Origin of the sequence: Paraburkholderia podalyriae (genome assembly GCF_014397785.1) — a bacterium.
Taxonomy (GTDB): domain Bacteria; phylum Pseudomonadota; class Gammaproteobacteria; order Burkholderiales; family Burkholderiaceae; genus Paraburkholderia; species Paraburkholderia podalyriae.
The window spans coordinates 86,773-101,329 of sequence record NZ_VZQQ01000014.1; the positions used below are offsets into that span (position 1 = coordinate 86,773).

The window sequence follows — 14,557 nt, forward strand, 5'->3', positions numbered from 1 at the left end:
CAACACGGCCTTTTAAAATACACTGAAAAAACACATGGAAATGTCCCACACGCTGGCTCACCTCGCGAACAGGTGGGTTCTGAAAAATCCCAATTTGGAGCTTATACCTGACAGTGATGACTATCCGTGGTTCGTCGTTGAGTTGCAGAGGCAATTGAAAGCGCTCGATTCAAGAGGTGAGCTTCTTCTTCCGAATTTGCAAAACGACAACGAATCAATCGCCATATTTTCGGATTACGGCGGGGAAAGCAAAGACGCGAAATATCATACGTACAGTTTCCTGGTCTGTGCGTGGAATCAGTTGGATCCCTTCCTTAAGGCAATGGGTCAACTGAGAAAACAAACTGGCCTAGACAATCCGTTGAAGGAGATCGCTTACAAGGACCTGCACTACGGGCCAGTTCAGCGAGCATTAAATGGATATCTAAACCATCTGAGTAACTTGGTAAATGGGCTTCTTCTAACTGTCGTGGTCGACAAAGACGTTGGGTCGGTATACGGTAGCGATAAAAAGAATTCCCAGCAGTTCATTGTAAAGACAATGTCCGATCATGGCTTTGGTGAATTGAAGCCAGCAGTTGCAGAGAAGATGATGCGGATTGTGCATTTCTCCGCTTATCTCGTAGCGTTGCTCTCAAGGGATGGCCAGAAAATCTTCTGGATGACCGACCATGACAGCATCGCCCCGAATAGCGAACGACACATGCAGACGTTGTCCGTATTCAATAGACTTCTCGCTCACTACAGCAAACATGGATTTTCCATGGTTGGTGGAGCACTGCCATTTGTGGAGCGACTGCCGATGTGGTTGGATTTGCTGAGTGCGCCGGATATTGTGGCAGGTTCTGTCGAGCACTACATGTCACGTAAAAAGATTTTCGGCGAACAATTCACGATCACCGAGCATTGCGATAGGGTCTTGGCATGGCTCGCCGTCCAAGGAATCGGGCTGAAACGCCATACAGTCATCATTCGAAAAGAGCGGCAAGGAGTCGTCAGCAGCACTCTCAAATTTATTTTGAAAGAACCACAACTGAACGCGAATGTTGTTCCAGTCTTCATGCCTCGAAGGCCTGAGAAACTCGGGTAGCGCAATAGTTCTGGGCGTACTTCCACTCGACGAATGACCGCTAAGTGAGAGAACTGAACGGCGGCTCAGGGTCGGTATGTGACCTACGCGTAGCAGATATGCAGGACGCTTGTTTCTTGCGATGCAGCATGCAACACGAGCATCAATTTCAGACTCCAAATACCAAAAAAAACCGCCCGAAGGCGGTAGAGAACGGGCTCAGCGATGCGGCTACTCAGTTTCCGTGTGGTCGTCCGCCAGCCACGCGAACGGCTTCAGCGTGCCCGCGCGCAAGGCATCGAACAACTTTTCGGTCTCGGCAAATTTAGCATGCACACGCCGCAGGGGCGCGACCGTTTCGGCAAGGCGTTGAATCGAAGCAACGACCGGCGCGCCGCCCGGCATGTCTTCAAAGGCGTCCTGTGCGGAGAACTTCTTAAAGCGCGCCACTACGTTCTCGACGGCGGCGAGTGTGGCCGATACCTCATCAGGCTCGATCTGCACGGCCTGCGCGGTCTGCTCCATCGCCGCGACGAATTGGCTCAGAAGGCCAGCAACGACGCCTTCCGTGCCGCGCAGCAATGCAAAGGTCATGGTGGTTTTGGCGTCGAGCGTCATGTCGCTGGATAGGCCAATAAGCCAGTCAGACGAGACCGCATAGATTTCGGATGCATGCCTCAAAAAGCGCCAGCCCGTCGGCGTCTCGGCCCGCCCCGACTCGATTTCCGACAACGCGACCGGCTCGGCCACTCCTGCATCGCGGAATCGCGCGGCCGCATCCTCGACGGAAAAACCATTCTCGACGCGGGCCTGAATGAGCCGGTAGCGTAGGGCTTCGAGTTCTGCAGGGCTTGCACGGTTGCGCACGAAACGTTTCAACGGCTCCTTCAACTCAGCTTCGCGCTGCGCATCTTCGTGGGCGATACGGGCCTCTTCGCGGACGACACGGGCCTCTTCGCGTGCCGCTTCACTGACCAGCACGCGCGGTTTTCTCGGACGACCGCGCTGCGTGACCTGCTGCTCGACCTGATTCATCTGTCCTCCGACATGCGCTTCAGAATGGCTTCAAGCCGGTCCGCGGCCTGCTCGATGCGCTCGGCCTGCGTCGGCTTGGCGGCGACGCGAGGAGTGTCTCGCCAGCGTTCAAGCGACGAGCGGTGAAAAATCGCACTGGCCGACACGCCGTGGATTTTTGCAAGCCGTTTGGCAGGCCTTCCCGCGCGGTAGTCGGCCTCAATTTGAGACCAGGTGTCAGGCGACAGTCGAACGCCCATGGCTCGCTCACGATTTGGACGACAGGTCGCCGTCGAGCAAGCTCAAATCAAACAGCGGGGCGGATGCGATAAACGCCTTCGCGCGAGCAACCCGGTCTCGCTTTGCTTCGAGATCGCGATGCCACACCGCAAGCTCCTCAGCATCGGGCTTCAGCAGGCCCGCGCCGTCAATCTGGTCGTTATCCAGACCCGCTTCGAGAAGGCGTTCGCGGTGTCCGGCACGGGTACGCTCATAGTCGCGAATTTTTGCTTCAAGTTCGGGAATTTCGACGCACCCGACGTCAAGGTTGATGCGCGAGGCCTGCCAGACGTACTGGGAGAACCGGTGGTTCGCGTCCTTAACGAACTGGCCGTATGCCGCATTCCCCGCCTGAGCCTCGGACAGGGCCGTGCTCAGTGCCGCCGCCTCAGCGGTCAAGCTCTCGCACAGCGCGACTTCACCGTCGATACCGCGCGCCACGTGTTCGGCCAGGATGCCGGTCGCGCCGGTCGCCTTAACAAGGGCTGCACGCTGCGTCGCCAGCTTGATCGCCAGATGCGTGCAGGCTTTGCTTTTCGTTGCGTCAAAAAAAGCGCGCTGTTCCACGGGATCGACATCGGGCGCGACGATTTGAAAAATCTTGCTCATTTGAAGGCCTTTGATTCGGTTTGAGAGGGCCTCAATGCTGGCACCCATCGCACGTGACACTGCGACGCGTTTTCCAACTTCAGCAACCCATACTGCAAACCGAAACAGTTGCGCTCGACGGGCTGAACGTGGCACGCGCGTGTGCGTGCGCGCGCCCGCGCTCCGTGTCGGAAAACTCCGGTCAATTTCGCTGCTTCGATACACACGCATATGCCCGAGTGCCTTTACCCGCAAGGGTTTCGGAGGTCTGCGCAGTGGATAAAAATGCGCGAAATATCGTGCAGTTCACGTGGGTGAAAAGTGCGCCCGAATTGCCGCCCATCCGAGTCCGCCGTGACGCTCTGCGCAAAGCTCGGTTTGCAAAGTCCATTTTTGGGCTTTGCTTTAAAGTCATGGGGTTAATCCGATTAACACCCTTGGTAATTTGGAATGACGGGGATGAACGCCGTGACTCCCCGCGATGCTACCCCGACGTGTCGCTTGCGCATTGCAAGGGTGGACGACTCACCACCCGTTAGGCCGGGCGGCGGGTGACTTCGGTGTGTAGTGAGAGCATTTGGTAGTTGCTCCGTTGAAAAAGCCGCCTTGCGGCGGCTTCTTTGTTAGTCGGCGGAAGGCTGTAACTTCACGTACTCGTCGTTCACGTCTATCCGATAGATCGTGAACTTACTTGGAACTGTCACAGCCACCGTGGCGACCTGACCAGCTATCTTCGTCGTCAACAGGTGTTCCCCAGCCGGTAGGTAGAGCCTCAACGCCTCGCTGGTGGCCAGCTCGGCCGTTAGCTCTCCGTCGACAAACACATCCAGCCGCGTACCAGCGGCAAATAAAGCACCCGCGTTGCGCACCAGCGTGATCGACTGGCTTCCAGCCACTGGGGTTGTGTGGGTCGTCGTGTGGATGTGCTCCGCTGGTGTGGCTTTCGCCTGGTTGAGCGGCACGAGACTGGTTGTGCAGCCGGCGAGCGCCGCGGTGATTAAAGCGATGAGGATGCGGCTCATGGACTACTCCGTCTGTCAATTGAAAGGTTGCAAGTATGCCGCAGCCCGACATCAGTCGTTGAGGAAGATGTGACCGTCTTCCTCATAGAATCCGTTGTGGCGAAAAGCGACGCTCCAAAGGGTGCACTCGATGGCGTCGAGCCGATTGAAGACAGTCGGCTCAATTTTGAGCACACGGTCGAAGCATCCGACGTTACGTCCGGTGCGCCGCCCGCCGTGGGGATGCGCACCGTACCCTGCCCCTGCAAGTGGGTAACGAAACGTTATACCCCTCCGTCGAGCGGCACTAAGGAGTTGGAGCGTGACGTGTACCGCCTTGTCATGCGCGCGAAGCTGCCCGCTGCCACCCCTGCTTTCTACGCTGGCGCGTCCGAGCATTCATCCAGCATCTGCGCCTCTTGCTCAATCTCGGACCAATGCTCTCGCAGCATCGCAATCATCCGCTTGCACATATGCCACGAAACATGGCCCCCTATAAGGTCGCGGTCTGATCCGGAAATCTCGCCTTCGTCTTCAAAGTTGACGAAATTGAAAAGCCCGTCGGCGGCATCGCCGTTTACATCGTTCGCCATGCACTCGGCAGCAACACCAGCAAGGCCGACAAACACGCGCCATTTGGTCGATTTCTTTGGCCGAACGCGCACGGGAAGGTGCGACCAATCAATCTGGCCAGGTGTCGCCACGATGCTGCATACACCGCGCCATGCTTTCTCTTCGCGGTTGCCCGAGGTATTGCGCCAGACGTACGCATGACCAATCCCGCCAAATCGGCGAAGGATCACGAGATGCGCAGCTTCATGGATAGTTGCCATGCGCTTCTCACGCCCTTCAATCGCATCCAAAATGTCAATCAAGAGCATATCGCCCCTTGAGTTGGTGGCAGTCATCCAGCACGCATCGAAAATTATTTGAAGCGCCGCTCACGGCGGCAAGGTCATCGACACGACGACGCCGTGTAATTGCTGTATGTGCGGCAATCCCCGGCGGTTCTTCGGCGAGCGCACGATTGTTGAGCGCCGTATGCACACGGCGCATTCACAGACGATTGCGGCACGGGCAAAGGCTCAGTGCGGGCGCGCACGCGTTACGGGTATAAAAACTCGCATATCCGGGGCCCGCGCCAGCCTCACGGCCTTGCCGATTGGCTACTCGTCGCGGTCTGCAGTTGGGTCCAACCCCAAGCGGAGCGCGATTTCATGCCGACCCTCGGGCGTCAGTTGCGGCCACTCGATTGAACGTGGGCCGCGCTGCACGATCCAACCAGCGGTAAGGGCGTCGTCCGCCGCGCACCACTTCGCCCCGACTTCATCCCGAACGAGCCAGCCCATGCTTTCGAGCAGCGCGAACAAGTGAGTGCGACGCACACCGAGACCTTGCGCGGTCGCGGTCACGGACAGATAACCGGCGAACTTCTCGCGCTCGGCGCGGGCCGCTTCCTCGCGAGATTGGCGGATTTCCTCGTCGCGACGCTCACCACGGGCGACGACTGCGGCCACGAATTCGGGGCTCGACAGCGGCGATCCCGCGCGCTTTGCCAAATACAACCAGCGGGCCGCGCGGGCTTCTGCGCGGCTCTTCGTACGAGTCTTCATTTCGTCACCTTGAGCACGGCGACGCGGGCCGCATGATTCGCTTGCAGACGGGCCTGCACATCGCCCGGCGCAGGACGATACACGCGGTCACGTGCCGCGACGGCGTGGCGCAGCACGCGGCCACGGGCGAGCGGGGCCATCGTTGCGACGGCAGATGCTGCGATTTTCTTGTTCATGAGATTTCTTCGTCCTTGCATCGTGCGTGAAGCGGCGAAGGCTGTCTCGGGACAGGTGCGCCGCCCCGGTCTTCATCGTCGTTATCGTCCGCCGCGCCGCCGAACAAGCCTCTGAAAACCTCGTCGCAAGCGCGCTTTCCATGAGGCGTGTCGAGAAATTCGGCGACCACGCGGTGCAGCGCATTGAAGATCGGGCTGTCTTTGAAATCCTCTTTGCGGCGCTCGGCAGAGCCCTCTAGGCCATGCGTGAACGCCAGCGCGACGAAGCCGCGCTCGCCGTCAATCTCGCGACGTTGCGCCGGATTGATGTTGAGCACATCGCAACGCTCTTCAAAGGTGAGCGCCGCATCAATACACGGCGCGGCGTCGTTGAGCGCGTTGCCGTACGCGAGCAACGCGGCGTTTAACTGGTCGAGACGCTTCGCAATCGAATGTTCGGTCTGTTCCAGTGTGTACAGGCTCCGGCTATAGACAAATCCCGGCGTGCGCTTCAGCAACTCGGCCTCGCGCCGTGCTTCGTTGCGCGCATGACAGAGCGACTCCAGCGCCTCACAGGCCTTCGAGCAGTAGCGGCGCATGCGCGCGACAAAGTTGAATGCGACCGCCTTCGATTCTTGATGTTGTATGTACATGTTTTTCCTAATCGAGTGAGCTTAGTTCTACTAAATCGGTGAATTAACCTGCACCCCTTTAAAACGACTTCTACGGGCCTCAATGGCCTTGACGCCACATCCCGATTGCCCCGTCCATTCCAGGCGAGCCAGCGCACGATTTCGTGCGGCTCCGCCGATTCTCAGACTAGGACTGCGTGCCGGTCACGTTAAAGACCGCCTGACGAGCGATGTTCAGCTTGTTCAGCGGAGCCTTGCCCGTCGCCCTCTCGTCGGCGATGATGCGGTGTGCCCAGTTGAGATTCCCTCCCTTAGATACGTTCTTGATGACTTCGGACGCGCTCAACTCATCAAGGCGTTGGCGTCCGTACTCGCGCCTCGATTCGGCAGCACTCGGGGCCGGAAGCATGGGCACGCGCGGCGGAACGGGCTGAATGTCGCCGCCCTTGTGCAGGGCGTTCAGCGCAGCTTCGAAGCGCGGTTTGAGTGCGGCAAATGACTGCGAGATCATGTCGAATTCGCCTATGCGCGCCGCCGCCCAGAAAACGGCAGCGTTCGACCACTGGTCTTTGCCATGCTGGCGGGCACGCATCTGCTCGATGGCTTCGTGCAGCGCCGCATTCACGTCGAGAGAAGGCGCGCATAGGTCGAGGAACTCGCCCCACGTCGGCGGCCACTTCAGGCGTTCGGCACCGGCCAAACCGCGTTTCACATCGACGAACTTCAAGCCGTTGGCGCGAATCTTTTCCGCCCAAATCGCTTTCATGTTCTCGACACCGGTGTCTTTGCCGTCGATAACGTGACCGCTGCGGAAGCCGTCGAGCAGTTTGTTACCGAACATGCCGTGCAGTTGACCGAAGAGCCAGTCCATCGGGTTAGTCAATGCGCTGGAAGTCTGCGTCGATTGTGAAGGGTTCGTTGTCATATTTCAGGGTTCCGAGTCCGATAGAGTTCGCTGCTGCTGCGCGGGAAGCGTCGCGGGATGACATGTTGCGAGTCGGTGTCTGTACAGGTGCAGCGCGCGCATTCTTCGCGACGTACTCTGCCTTGAAGCCAAGCCATCCGGACTCAGCGACGGTCTGAACGGCCTGCGCGGCAGTCATTCCCGCCTTGGCCGCTTCGCGCTTGGTAGCAGTCCATGCCGTCAGAGTGAGCTGGGAGCCCTTCCGCGTGCGCACCGCCAGCCAGTCAATCGCGTGCTGGCGGTCCACGCCTTCTGCGACAAGCTCATCGACACCAACGAACGCTTTACGAACATCGTCGCCCTTGGGCGACTTCGCTTTGCGCGTCTTTAACGGTTCCTTGATGGTTAACTGATGGTTCATGGTGGTTAGGGTGTCACCTATGCGACCCGTCTCGCGCATGGGTGCTACCCCTCCCGCGCACCCCTGCGACCCGTCCCGCGCATCCATGCTAGGGGTCGCATCTGCGCTAGGGGTGTCATCCATGCAAGCCGTCTCGCCGATAGGCAAGAGCGAACTTTCGTCGGCGGACAGACGCCATCGATACGCGGCGGAACGCTCCAAGTGCTGCACAATCGTGGCGAGCACCGGAAGCTTGCTCAGTTTCGTGACGTCGAGGCGATACTGACGCGTCGTGCCCGGCGCGCCACCGAAGAGGTTGCCGACGACCGCGACATAACCACAGTCAATCAGACCGTGAAGAACGCGGCGCGCTTGGCTCTCGCTCACCCGCATCTTTGCGGCGAGCAACGCTATGGACGGGTACAAGCTGCTCCCGTCGTCGGCGCACCAGTCCGCAAGAAACAGCATGCAAATCAGGTCACTACCGCCGCCAGGAAAGCGCTCGGAGACAAGGTTCATCACGCGAATGCTCACGGCGTGCCCCCCTTCGACAAACGCGCCGCTGCTATGGCTTCGTCGTCGGAAGCGAGCCCGTACAAGGCGACGCCGTGATGCGTGAAGCCGTCCGAATCGACTGCCGTCACGCGCGAGGACGTGATTACGTACCCACGGGAGATCAATTCCTTGACCCGCATCGCAGGATGGCTGATGCCGCGCGCACGCAAGGCGTAGGTCGATTGCGGGCCGCCACGCAGGGCTTCAAGAATGCGGGTGCGCTGCGCTTGCGTGCTCAAATTCGCGGCCATTATTGGCTCCGCGCGAGTTGTTCCAGTGCATCGGCAGGCCACATCAAGCGGCCATTCGGCATCTTCACCGGGCGCACGCAGAAGTACGCGCCGGTCTGGCAGTAGCGTTTGCGGATGCTTTGCGGACGAAGCTTGAGTTCGGCAGCAAATTCTTCGGTCGAGAGATGAAGGCGGTTTTTTGCGGCCGCCGCAAGTTGGTTTGTAGTCATTTTCAGTATCACCGTTTCGCCGCGTTTAACGGCGTTGAGTTAAGGTGACACTGATTTTTTAGCGCAGCTTCGCTTTCCCCGATAGGTGCGGCGCTTACCGTCGGCTATTGACGTTTAGCGACGCTTTTCGACGCCGACGCAAACGCGCGTCTAGCCCGTCCTTCGTCAGGCCGACTACTTTTCCCTTCTCATTTGTGTAGAGGAGCGCGCCGTCTTTGACCGTGCCTGCGAATGGCAGAACCTCGTTTAGTGCCATACTCCGAAGGACCACGAACACGTCTGGCGTCTTATCGTTTCCGGCCTTCTCTATTGCCTTTTCGATAGCAGTGTCGAGGGTGTTCCAGCGGATCTTAAGCCTGTGCCGTATCGTTGAGTTGGTCGTCTTCTCGGTGACGTTTACGGGCGCAGGCGGCGCGCTCGCGGATGCGTACACCGAGTCGGCTTGTTCGCCTTGTTCGGTTTGCTGTCGCTCTCCCGCCGTCTTTCGCCGCCTTTCGCGCGCGGCGCGCAACTCAACCTGCCATTCGGACGGAACGCCTGGACCATCAGCATCCTGTTCAAATCGAACGTCCGCACCACGCAACAAGCGGGCTAGGTCGGTTTCAGGTAATTCACGCCGCCCGATGACCCATTGCGCGAGGTCTGCGAACAACACGACAGCATCGTGAGCAATCGCGACCTCAAGAACGTCCGACATTTCGTTGGCAAGGGCATCAATGACTTCATCGCTGCGTTTCTTTTTATCTCCGTCGCCTCGATAGGCGCACACCATAAGGTCGTACGCATCAGGCGAGTACGCAGAAGGAAAAAGTGGTTGTTGTTTGCGCGACGGCGAGCGACTGGACGCGTCAAGTTTTCCGCCCAGGTCGCATACCGAAATGCCGGTGTCATACGGGCCTAAACCTACCGTTATTGGTTTCATAGCGCTCCCCGCGCTTCATCGAATAAGACAGTCAGGCTGGGCCAGTGCGGCGAGGTTTCCCGCACGTTCGGGAGCTACCCTAGCCCGGCAAACCGGCTATCAGGCCGTGCCTGTGATGTCACGTTCGGTTGCAGCACGGCGAAGCTCGGCCAAGCCAGCGTGCATTTCGTTTTGCACGGTGCTGTCTTCCAGCGTTTGAATAATCGCATCGAAAATCCCCGCCGAGGTGGAGTCAAACGGGTCGCCCATTCCATCGACGGCGCTAGCGCGGGCCGAACCGCCACGCGCGACAGACGCGGCGATGTGAATCTGCTGTTCGAGAACCTTGAATCGACTGCAAACCCACCCTAAAAGCGCTTCATTCGACGCACCCCGAAGGCCAAGCGAATTCGCAAAGTCTGATAAATGGTCGGTACTTTCATGTTGCGCGGCACTAGAATTGATATCAGCCATGATTCAAGTTCCTTTAAAACTTGCTTTGTGGTTAGGCGGCGCGTGGTGTTCGCGCACTCGCGCCGCCGCTTTGCCTGAAGCCGTCACAGGCGGCGGTCATGCTCTATGCGGCCTCAAGACGCACCACAGCACGGCTTCCCGTGGCATCTGCATATCGGGACAGCGTGCGCATCGACGGCAAGGTGCGCCCGCTTTCCATGCGGGCGATGGTCGATTGCGTGGTATGCATCTTCTCGGCCAACTGCTCCTGCGTCAGTCCAGCCCTCACCCGCGCGGCGATAAGTTCGCGCGCAACGGCGAATTCCGGCGACTGCGCGTCGTATTCAGCTTTGGTCTTCGGGTCGGCCAGCAAGCGCTTTTTGAGGGCGGTAAGGTCAGTCATCGTTCAATCCTCCTTCATCCGGGTATAGGCCGTCTCAATGGCACGGCGCGGGGTCTTCTGCGTCTTCTTGACGAACACGTGCAGCACGGTCAAACGCTGCCCCGTCCGAGCGACGTATATTGCCCGCGCAATGCCGTCCCGCCCGGTCATGCGGATTTCCCACAGCTTTCCCTCCAACGGGCGCACGTGGGGCATCCCGACGCGCTGCGGCCCAAACTCCGCCAGCATCTCCGCGATGTGGAGAAAGCGGGCTCGCATATCGGGCGGCAGCACCAGCAATTCGGCTTCGGCCTCGGGTATCAACTCGATATACCACGGCATCAGTTTATCTCTTTTTTGCTATGTTTGCAGATTATTGACTGACCGCGTGCAATCCCTGTTGGCTCTGTTCCGGCTTGAAGTCAATGCCCGCCTGCTCAAGCACCCACGCCTCGATGCGGTTATGCCACACGCGCAGCAGGTCTAGCGGGCGGCGGCGGTAATGCTTTTCTGCAATGGCGCTCGGCTTGTGGCCCTGGATCTGCGCAACGACCCCGACCGGGCACTCCACCCATTCCGACAGCGTGCCAAACGAACGGCGCAGGCCGTGCAAGGTGACGTGAGGCAGGCCCGCCGCCTGCAATGCCTGCTTGTGCTGAAAGCGCGGCTCCTCGATATGCCCGCTAGCGGCGGTCACGCTCGTAAAGACCCACGATGACGGCTCCCACGCTTCGCCCCTCGCCTTCAGGCGCGCAAGCTGGCGGACGTTCGGCGGCGTGTCGTTCAAGCGCTTCAATTCCAGCAGCAGCCCCGCGAGGTACGGCGGCAATGGAATCACACGCGACCCGTCCACCTTGTCCGCAATGGTCAGGCTTGCCCAGCGAAAATCCACATCGTCCCAGCGCAGCCCGGTCATTTCCTCGCGGCGCGCGCCGGTCAGCAGCAGCGCTTGAAGGTAGGCAGAGATAACCGGGTTCCCAAGTTGGCGGACAGCACTGAACCATGCGGGCAGTTGCTCGCGCTGAAGGCTGTCACCTTTTTTCGCCTTGCTCTGCGGCAGCACCGCCGTCACCTTCGGGGAGTCGTAGGCACCATCGGGTATCACGCCCGCGTAGTCATCCTGACCGTCACACCAGCGGATGAACGCCTTGAGCAGGCGGTAGGCGTGCGCGGCGTTGGTCGGGCGCTCGGCGGCCTCGTCGGCCAGCCATTCAGCCACGCGACGGGCCGTTATGTCGAACAGTTTCAACGGCATCAGCGGTGCAAGCGGCCCGCGCACTGTTTTCCCTTTGCCACGCTTGCGCGATTCACCACCTTGCGCGGCCAGCGCCACATGGTCCGCGATATAACGGGGTGAGCGCGACTGCTTGGTCTTCGGGGAGATGGCTGTTTTCAGGTATTCGAGGTAATCGGCCCACGCCTCGCCGACCGTGGCACTTTTGCGGCGGGCTTCCACGCGGCGAGCCTCATGGGCGACCCGTTGCTCGGCGGCTTCCTCGCGCGGGTCTTTGCCAGCGTCAACCAGGCGTTGCAGGCGGCGCGCTTCGTCCCGTGCGTCGTCGATGCCCCAATCCTTTGGATCGCCGATCGAAACGCGCACCGTGCCGCCGTGGAGCTTGCCTTGCCAGATATACGTGCTTGCGCCCGCCGCCGTCGCGCGCAAGCCAAGGCCGCTTGCCCCGGAATCCCATATGAACGATTGAGACTTACCAGCGGGGCAGCTATGCCCGTTGATACGCCCTGCCGTGAAATTGACTTTTGCCACCTTCGCCGCCTGTCGAAACCCGGGTTACACGACACCATGTAACCGCTGTGTAACCCGATTATGGGATAAACAATCAATTTCGGTCAATGCGGATATGCGAACAAGAGGCTGAAAATCCTCTACTGACAATGAAATTTACTGGGTTACATGAACTTAGGTCAACACCGATAAACCCACACTTTCACGCATTCGTAATGCGAAGGTCGGGGGTTCGATTCCTCTTTCCGGCACCATCAAGTTTCAAGCCAAAAGCCCAGTCCTCGTGACTGGGCTTTTTGTTTTGCCGTCGCGATGATCGCGCAGCACGCCGGCAGGTCAATCAGCAAACAGCCGAGCACTGCCGACCACGACAACGCCGAGTTGGACGATCAGTATCAGCATCGCGGCGCCCACGTGCGGCGGACGGGTTGCTTAGGGCCTCCAAAAGGCGTGTGCGGCCGACGTTGCGACTGAACCGGCGCGAGTCGTGACTCAACGCGGGGCCAGCCTAGCGGGGAACGTCGAGGGGTCGTAGGACCGTGGCATCGCGAGGTTGCGCGCGACGACTGTATCGGCTCGCGCGGTCAGTTGCTGGCGCGGCGCGCCGTATGCGGCTATCGCTTGCGCGGGGGCCGACGCGAACCACAAGATCCTGCCGGCGCATTCGATGCCAACCTGACGTCCGTTCCAGTAGACAGCGTTTTCCATCGCGACCTCCCCCGAACTTTGAAGACCGTCATCATCCGCGTCGCACGTCGCGCGTCCGTCTGCCAACGCACGTCGGGTAAGCAGTAGTCGCTTCAACGATAGGTGGCCTGGCGCGGTGCGTCTGACTTGTCACCAAATGACGTTCTTTTGTCACAGCAATGCGGGAATGAGTCTGGTAGCCCACTGTCATAAGTTAATTAACGACAAATCTTTAAATAGTGTTTTGGGCGGTCAACGCGATGCGGAATGTGCCGTTTACTAGGAATTAGGCCGGAAGAATATGCAATCGGCAATACGAACGTTCAGTTCAGAAAAGCAAAAATCCTGCCGATGCGGCAATGCACAAGATTGTCCACCTTTGATTCACACGAAGGATTAGGTGCAGCGCAACGTCGATACGACCGGTCGTGCTGAAAACCAGGCAAGGCAAGGCGCAGAAGGGAATGGCGAAGGGCGGGACAGAGATGATTTCGCGCTGACAATTAAGCGGATCAAGCGGTTCGCGAATCCCAGCGCATAGTCAGACGATAAATTTTATTCAATCCCTCTGCTGATGTGTCGGCTTGTGCCGTTAAAGCAACAGAGTATGAGTGACTCGCATCGGACGCTGGTGCGACGCGGGGAACGAGGCCGATAATCGGTTCGCAAAGGAGAAAGATCATGGATGCCAAACCACCGAAGATTCCGACCCCGGACAAAGTGTTTTACCCGGATCCGGAACCTGTGGCCGTCGAGTTCCTGGGAGCCGAGCTGCCCGAGCATGTTCGCGCATTCTTCGATGAACAACGCAAGTCGTGCGATCCGAAGTAACGGGGGGCACTGACGCGACGCAACATTCGCGCTCGTTGAATTCACGCGCGGCGATCGCTCGCGCCCTCATCATGCGTCCGACGTTTCCGTCATGACGCCGGGTCGGTTCGCCTGATCACAGCAACAGCGCAGCGCTGGGCCACCCGGCTCCAGCCGTACTCATGCGCGCGACCTTCTCGCACCAACCTTCCTGCTCCCGACGACCTGTGTGAATTGGCCCGGTGCGCGCCTTTTGCCTGGCATCATTTATTCTTCTGGTTTTCTTCAGCGGCCGCGTGGCCAAGTCACCTCATGAATCGTTTGCATCGCTTCGGCGCGTCTTGCGCGCTCGCCATCGCCGCCTTCTTCGCCTTATCGCCCGCCCCCGCTGTCGCCGATGGCGACGATACCGCGCTCACCAACCTGATCGCGCTGGTCTCGCAGCGTCTTGCGCTCGCAGAGCCGGTCGCGCACTGGAAGTGGGCGAACCATCAGCCGATCACCGATACGCCGCGTGAAAATGCGCTGCTCGCCGACGTGGAAAAGCGCGCCGCGGCGGCAAACGTCGATCCGGCGTTCGCCCGCGCGTTCTTCCGTGATCAGATCGATGCAAGCAAGGACTTGCAGAACGCGCTGTTCGCCAACTGGCGGCGCACCCAGCCACCGCAAGGTCCCGCACCCGATCTCGCAACCAGCACGCGACCGCAACTCGACAAGCTGACACAATCGCTGGTGTCGAGTCTCGCGCGCGTGCAGCCACTGCGCGCGGCGGACGATTGTCCGTCGCGCGTCGCGCAATCACTGGCTAACTGGAAAGCGCTGACGCGCTATGACTCTGCCTACTCGAGCGCGTTGACGCGCGCGCTAGGTCACGTGTGCGAGACGGGCGGGGTTGGCGCGACCGGCTGAT

Annotated in this window: 20 protein-coding genes; 3 read left to right on the top strand and 17 right to left on the bottom strand. The window is 59.4% G+C overall.

The features are described from left to right. Positions 1–34: 34 nt before the first annotated feature. A complete protein-coding gene (locus F6X42_RS18300; protein ID WP_187635578.1) occupies positions 35–1,090 on the top strand; it encodes a hypothetical protein in 1,056 nt (351 codons plus the stop codon). A 210-nt stretch (positions 1,091–1,300) separates the two neighbouring features. Here F6X42_RS18300 and F6X42_RS18305 read toward each other — a convergent pair whose 3' ends face one another. The 17 genes from F6X42_RS18305 to F6X42_RS18385 all read right to left on the bottom strand — a co-directional run bounded on the left by F6X42_RS18305 (position 1,301) and on the right by F6X42_RS18385 (position 12,171). Beyond that, positions 1,301–2,104: a helix-turn-helix domain-containing protein gene (locus F6X42_RS18305; protein WP_187635579.1), complete on the bottom strand. Its 804-nt coding sequence runs from the start codon at positions 2,102–2,104 to the stop codon at positions 1,301–1,303. Further along, positions 2,101–2,343 carry a hypothetical protein gene (locus tag F6X42_RS18310; protein WP_187635580.1) on the bottom strand — a complete coding sequence of 81 codons (243 nt, stop codon included), beginning with the start codon at positions 2,341–2,343 and terminating at the stop codon, positions 2,101–2,103. The genes F6X42_RS18305 and F6X42_RS18310 overlap by 4 nt, the downstream gene beginning before the upstream one ends. 7 nt (positions 2,344–2,350) lie before the next feature. Continuing rightward, complete coding sequence (locus tag F6X42_RS18315; protein WP_187635581.1) at positions 2,351–2,971, bottom strand: hypothetical protein; 621 nt, start codon at positions 2,969–2,971, stop codon at positions 2,351–2,353. A gap of 602 nt (positions 2,972–3,573) precedes the next feature. Next, positions 3,574–3,972: a hypothetical protein gene (locus tag F6X42_RS18320; protein ID WP_187635582.1), complete on the bottom strand. Its 399-nt coding sequence runs from the start codon at positions 3,970–3,972 to the stop codon at positions 3,574–3,576. A 356-nt stretch (positions 3,973–4,328) separates the two neighbouring features. Then, positions 4,329–4,859 (bottom strand): hypothetical protein, encoded by a 531-nt coding sequence (locus tag F6X42_RS18325; protein WP_187635583.1) that lies wholly within the window; start codon positions 4,857–4,859, stop codon positions 4,329–4,331. Positions 4,860–5,117: 258 nt separating this feature from the next. Next, entirely contained in the window at positions 5,118–5,564 is a 447-nt protein-coding gene (locus F6X42_RS18330) for a phage antirepressor KilAC domain-containing protein (RefSeq protein ID WP_187635584.1), read from the bottom strand. Continuing rightward, positions 5,561–5,740, bottom strand: a complete 180-nt coding sequence (locus F6X42_RS18335) for a hypothetical protein (protein WP_187635585.1) — start codon at positions 5,738–5,740, stop codon at positions 5,561–5,563. Before F6X42_RS18335 ends, F6X42_RS18330 begins: the two co-directional genes overlap by 4 nt. After that, positions 5,737–6,318 (bottom strand): hypothetical protein, encoded by a 582-nt coding sequence (locus F6X42_RS18340; protein WP_187635586.1) that lies wholly within the window; start codon positions 6,316–6,318, stop codon positions 5,737–5,739. The genes F6X42_RS18335 and F6X42_RS18340 overlap by 4 nt, the downstream gene beginning before the upstream one ends. A gap of 220 nt (positions 6,319–6,538) precedes the next feature. After that, positions 6,539–7,222 (bottom strand): hypothetical protein, encoded by a 684-nt coding sequence (locus F6X42_RS18345; protein ID WP_187635587.1) that lies wholly within the window; start codon positions 7,220–7,222, stop codon positions 6,539–6,541. Positions 7,223–7,226: 4 nt separating this feature from the next. Beyond that, positions 7,227–8,189, bottom strand: a complete 963-nt coding sequence (locus F6X42_RS18350; RefSeq protein ID WP_187635588.1) for a helix-turn-helix domain-containing protein — start codon at positions 8,187–8,189, stop codon at positions 7,227–7,229. Then, positions 8,186–8,461 (bottom strand): helix-turn-helix domain-containing protein, encoded by a 276-nt coding sequence (locus tag F6X42_RS18355; RefSeq protein ID WP_187635589.1) that lies wholly within the window; start codon positions 8,459–8,461, stop codon positions 8,186–8,188. Before F6X42_RS18355 ends, F6X42_RS18350 begins: the two co-directional genes overlap by 4 nt. Further along, the gene (locus F6X42_RS18360) at positions 8,461–8,682 is read right to left on the bottom strand and encodes a DNA-binding protein (protein WP_312892787.1); all 222 of its coding nucleotides are present in this window, start codon (positions 8,680–8,682) and stop codon (positions 8,461–8,463) included. Before F6X42_RS18360 ends, F6X42_RS18355 begins: the two co-directional genes overlap by 1 nt. Positions 8,683–8,764: 82 nt before the next feature. Then, positions 8,765–9,592, bottom strand: coding sequence for a hypothetical protein (locus F6X42_RS18365; protein ID WP_187635590.1), 828 nt, complete (start codon positions 9,590–9,592; stop codon positions 8,765–8,767). 99 nt (positions 9,593–9,691) lie between these two features. Beyond that, a complete protein-coding gene (locus tag F6X42_RS18370) occupies positions 9,692–10,045 on the bottom strand; it encodes a hypothetical protein (protein ID WP_187635591.1) in 354 nt (117 codons plus the stop codon). 103 nt (positions 10,046–10,148) lie between these two features. Continuing rightward, the gene (locus tag F6X42_RS18375) at positions 10,149–10,427 is read right to left on the bottom strand and encodes a helix-turn-helix domain-containing protein (protein WP_187635592.1); all 279 of its coding nucleotides are present in this window, start codon (positions 10,425–10,427) and stop codon (positions 10,149–10,151) included. A 3-nt stretch (positions 10,428–10,430) separates the two neighbouring features. Continuing rightward, on the bottom strand, positions 10,431–10,748 hold the full coding sequence (locus F6X42_RS18380) for a type II toxin-antitoxin system RelE/ParE family toxin (protein WP_187635593.1): 318 nt from the start codon (positions 10,746–10,748) through the stop codon (positions 10,431–10,433). 31 nt (positions 10,749–10,779) lie between these two features. Further along, positions 10,780–12,171 (bottom strand): tyrosine-type recombinase/integrase, encoded by a 1,392-nt coding sequence (locus tag F6X42_RS18385; protein WP_187635594.1) that lies wholly within the window; start codon positions 12,169–12,171, stop codon positions 10,780–10,782. A 1,347-nt stretch (positions 12,172–13,518) separates the two neighbouring features. Between F6X42_RS18385 and F6X42_RS18390 the strand changes: the two genes are divergently transcribed. Together F6X42_RS18390 and F6X42_RS18395 are read left to right on the top strand one after the other, a co-directional pair. Next, a complete protein-coding gene (locus tag F6X42_RS18390) occupies positions 13,519–13,668 on the top strand; it encodes a hypothetical protein (RefSeq protein WP_008921206.1) in 150 nt (49 codons plus the stop codon). Between the two features lie 291 nt (positions 13,669–13,959). Beyond that, entirely contained in the window at positions 13,960–14,556 is a 597-nt protein-coding gene (locus F6X42_RS18395) for a chorismate mutase (RefSeq protein WP_187635595.1), read from the top strand. Position 14,557 lies beyond the last annotated feature (1 nt).

Coding starts and splice junctions, on each gene's coding strand:
- F6X42_RS18355 (WP_187635589.1), bottom strand. CDS start 8,461: ATGGCCGCGAATTTGAGCACGCAAGCGCAGCGCACCCGCATTCTTGAA.
- F6X42_RS18370 (WP_187635591.1), bottom strand. CDS start 10,045: ATGGCTGATATCAATTCTAGTGCCGCGCAACATGAAAGTACCGACCAT.
- F6X42_RS18340 (WP_187635586.1), bottom strand. CDS start 6,318: ATGCGCCGCTACTGCTCGAAGGCCTGTGAGGCGCTGGAGTCGCTCTGT.
- F6X42_RS18345 (WP_187635587.1), bottom strand. CDS start 7,222: ATGGACTGGCTCTTCGGTCAACTGCACGGCATGTTCGGTAACAAACTG.
- F6X42_RS18380 (WP_187635593.1), bottom strand. CDS start 10,748: ATGCCGTGGTATATCGAGTTGATACCCGAGGCCGAAGCCGAATTGCTG.
- F6X42_RS18335 (WP_187635585.1), bottom strand. CDS start 5,740: ATGAACAAGAAAATCGCAGCATCTGCCGTCGCAACGATGGCCCCGCTC.
- F6X42_RS18315 (WP_187635581.1), bottom strand. CDS start 2,971: ATGAGCAAGATTTTTCAAATCGTCGCGCCCGATGTCGATCCCGTGGAA.
- F6X42_RS18300 (WP_187635578.1), top strand. CDS start 35: ATGGAAATGTCCCACACGCTGGCTCACCTCGCGAACAGGTGGGTTCTG.
- F6X42_RS18305 (WP_187635579.1), bottom strand. CDS start 2,104: ATGAATCAGGTCGAGCAGCAGGTCACGCAGCGCGGTCGTCCGAGAAAA.
- F6X42_RS18395 (WP_187635595.1), top strand. CDS start 13,960: ATGAATCGTTTGCATCGCTTCGGCGCGTCTTGCGCGCTCGCCATCGCC.
- F6X42_RS18320 (WP_187635582.1), bottom strand. CDS start 3,972: ATGAGCCGCATCCTCATCGCTTTAATCACCGCGGCGCTCGCCGGCTGC.
- F6X42_RS18390 (WP_008921206.1), top strand. CDS start 13,519: ATGGATGCCAAACCACCGAAGATTCCGACCCCGGACAAAGTGTTTTAC.
- F6X42_RS18375 (WP_187635592.1), bottom strand. CDS start 10,427: ATGACTGACCTTACCGCCCTCAAAAAGCGCTTGCTGGCCGACCCGAAG.
- F6X42_RS18330 (WP_187635584.1), bottom strand. CDS start 5,564: ATGAAGACTCGTACGAAGAGCCGCGCAGAAGCCCGCGCGGCCCGCTGG.
- F6X42_RS18310 (WP_187635580.1), bottom strand. CDS start 2,343: ATGGGCGTTCGACTGTCGCCTGACACCTGGTCTCAAATTGAGGCCGAC.
- F6X42_RS18365 (WP_187635590.1), bottom strand. CDS start 9,592: ATGAAACCAATAACGGTAGGTTTAGGCCCGTATGACACCGGCATTTCG.
- F6X42_RS18325 (WP_187635583.1), bottom strand. CDS start 4,859: ATGACTGCCACCAACTCAAGGGGCGATATGCTCTTGATTGACATTTTG.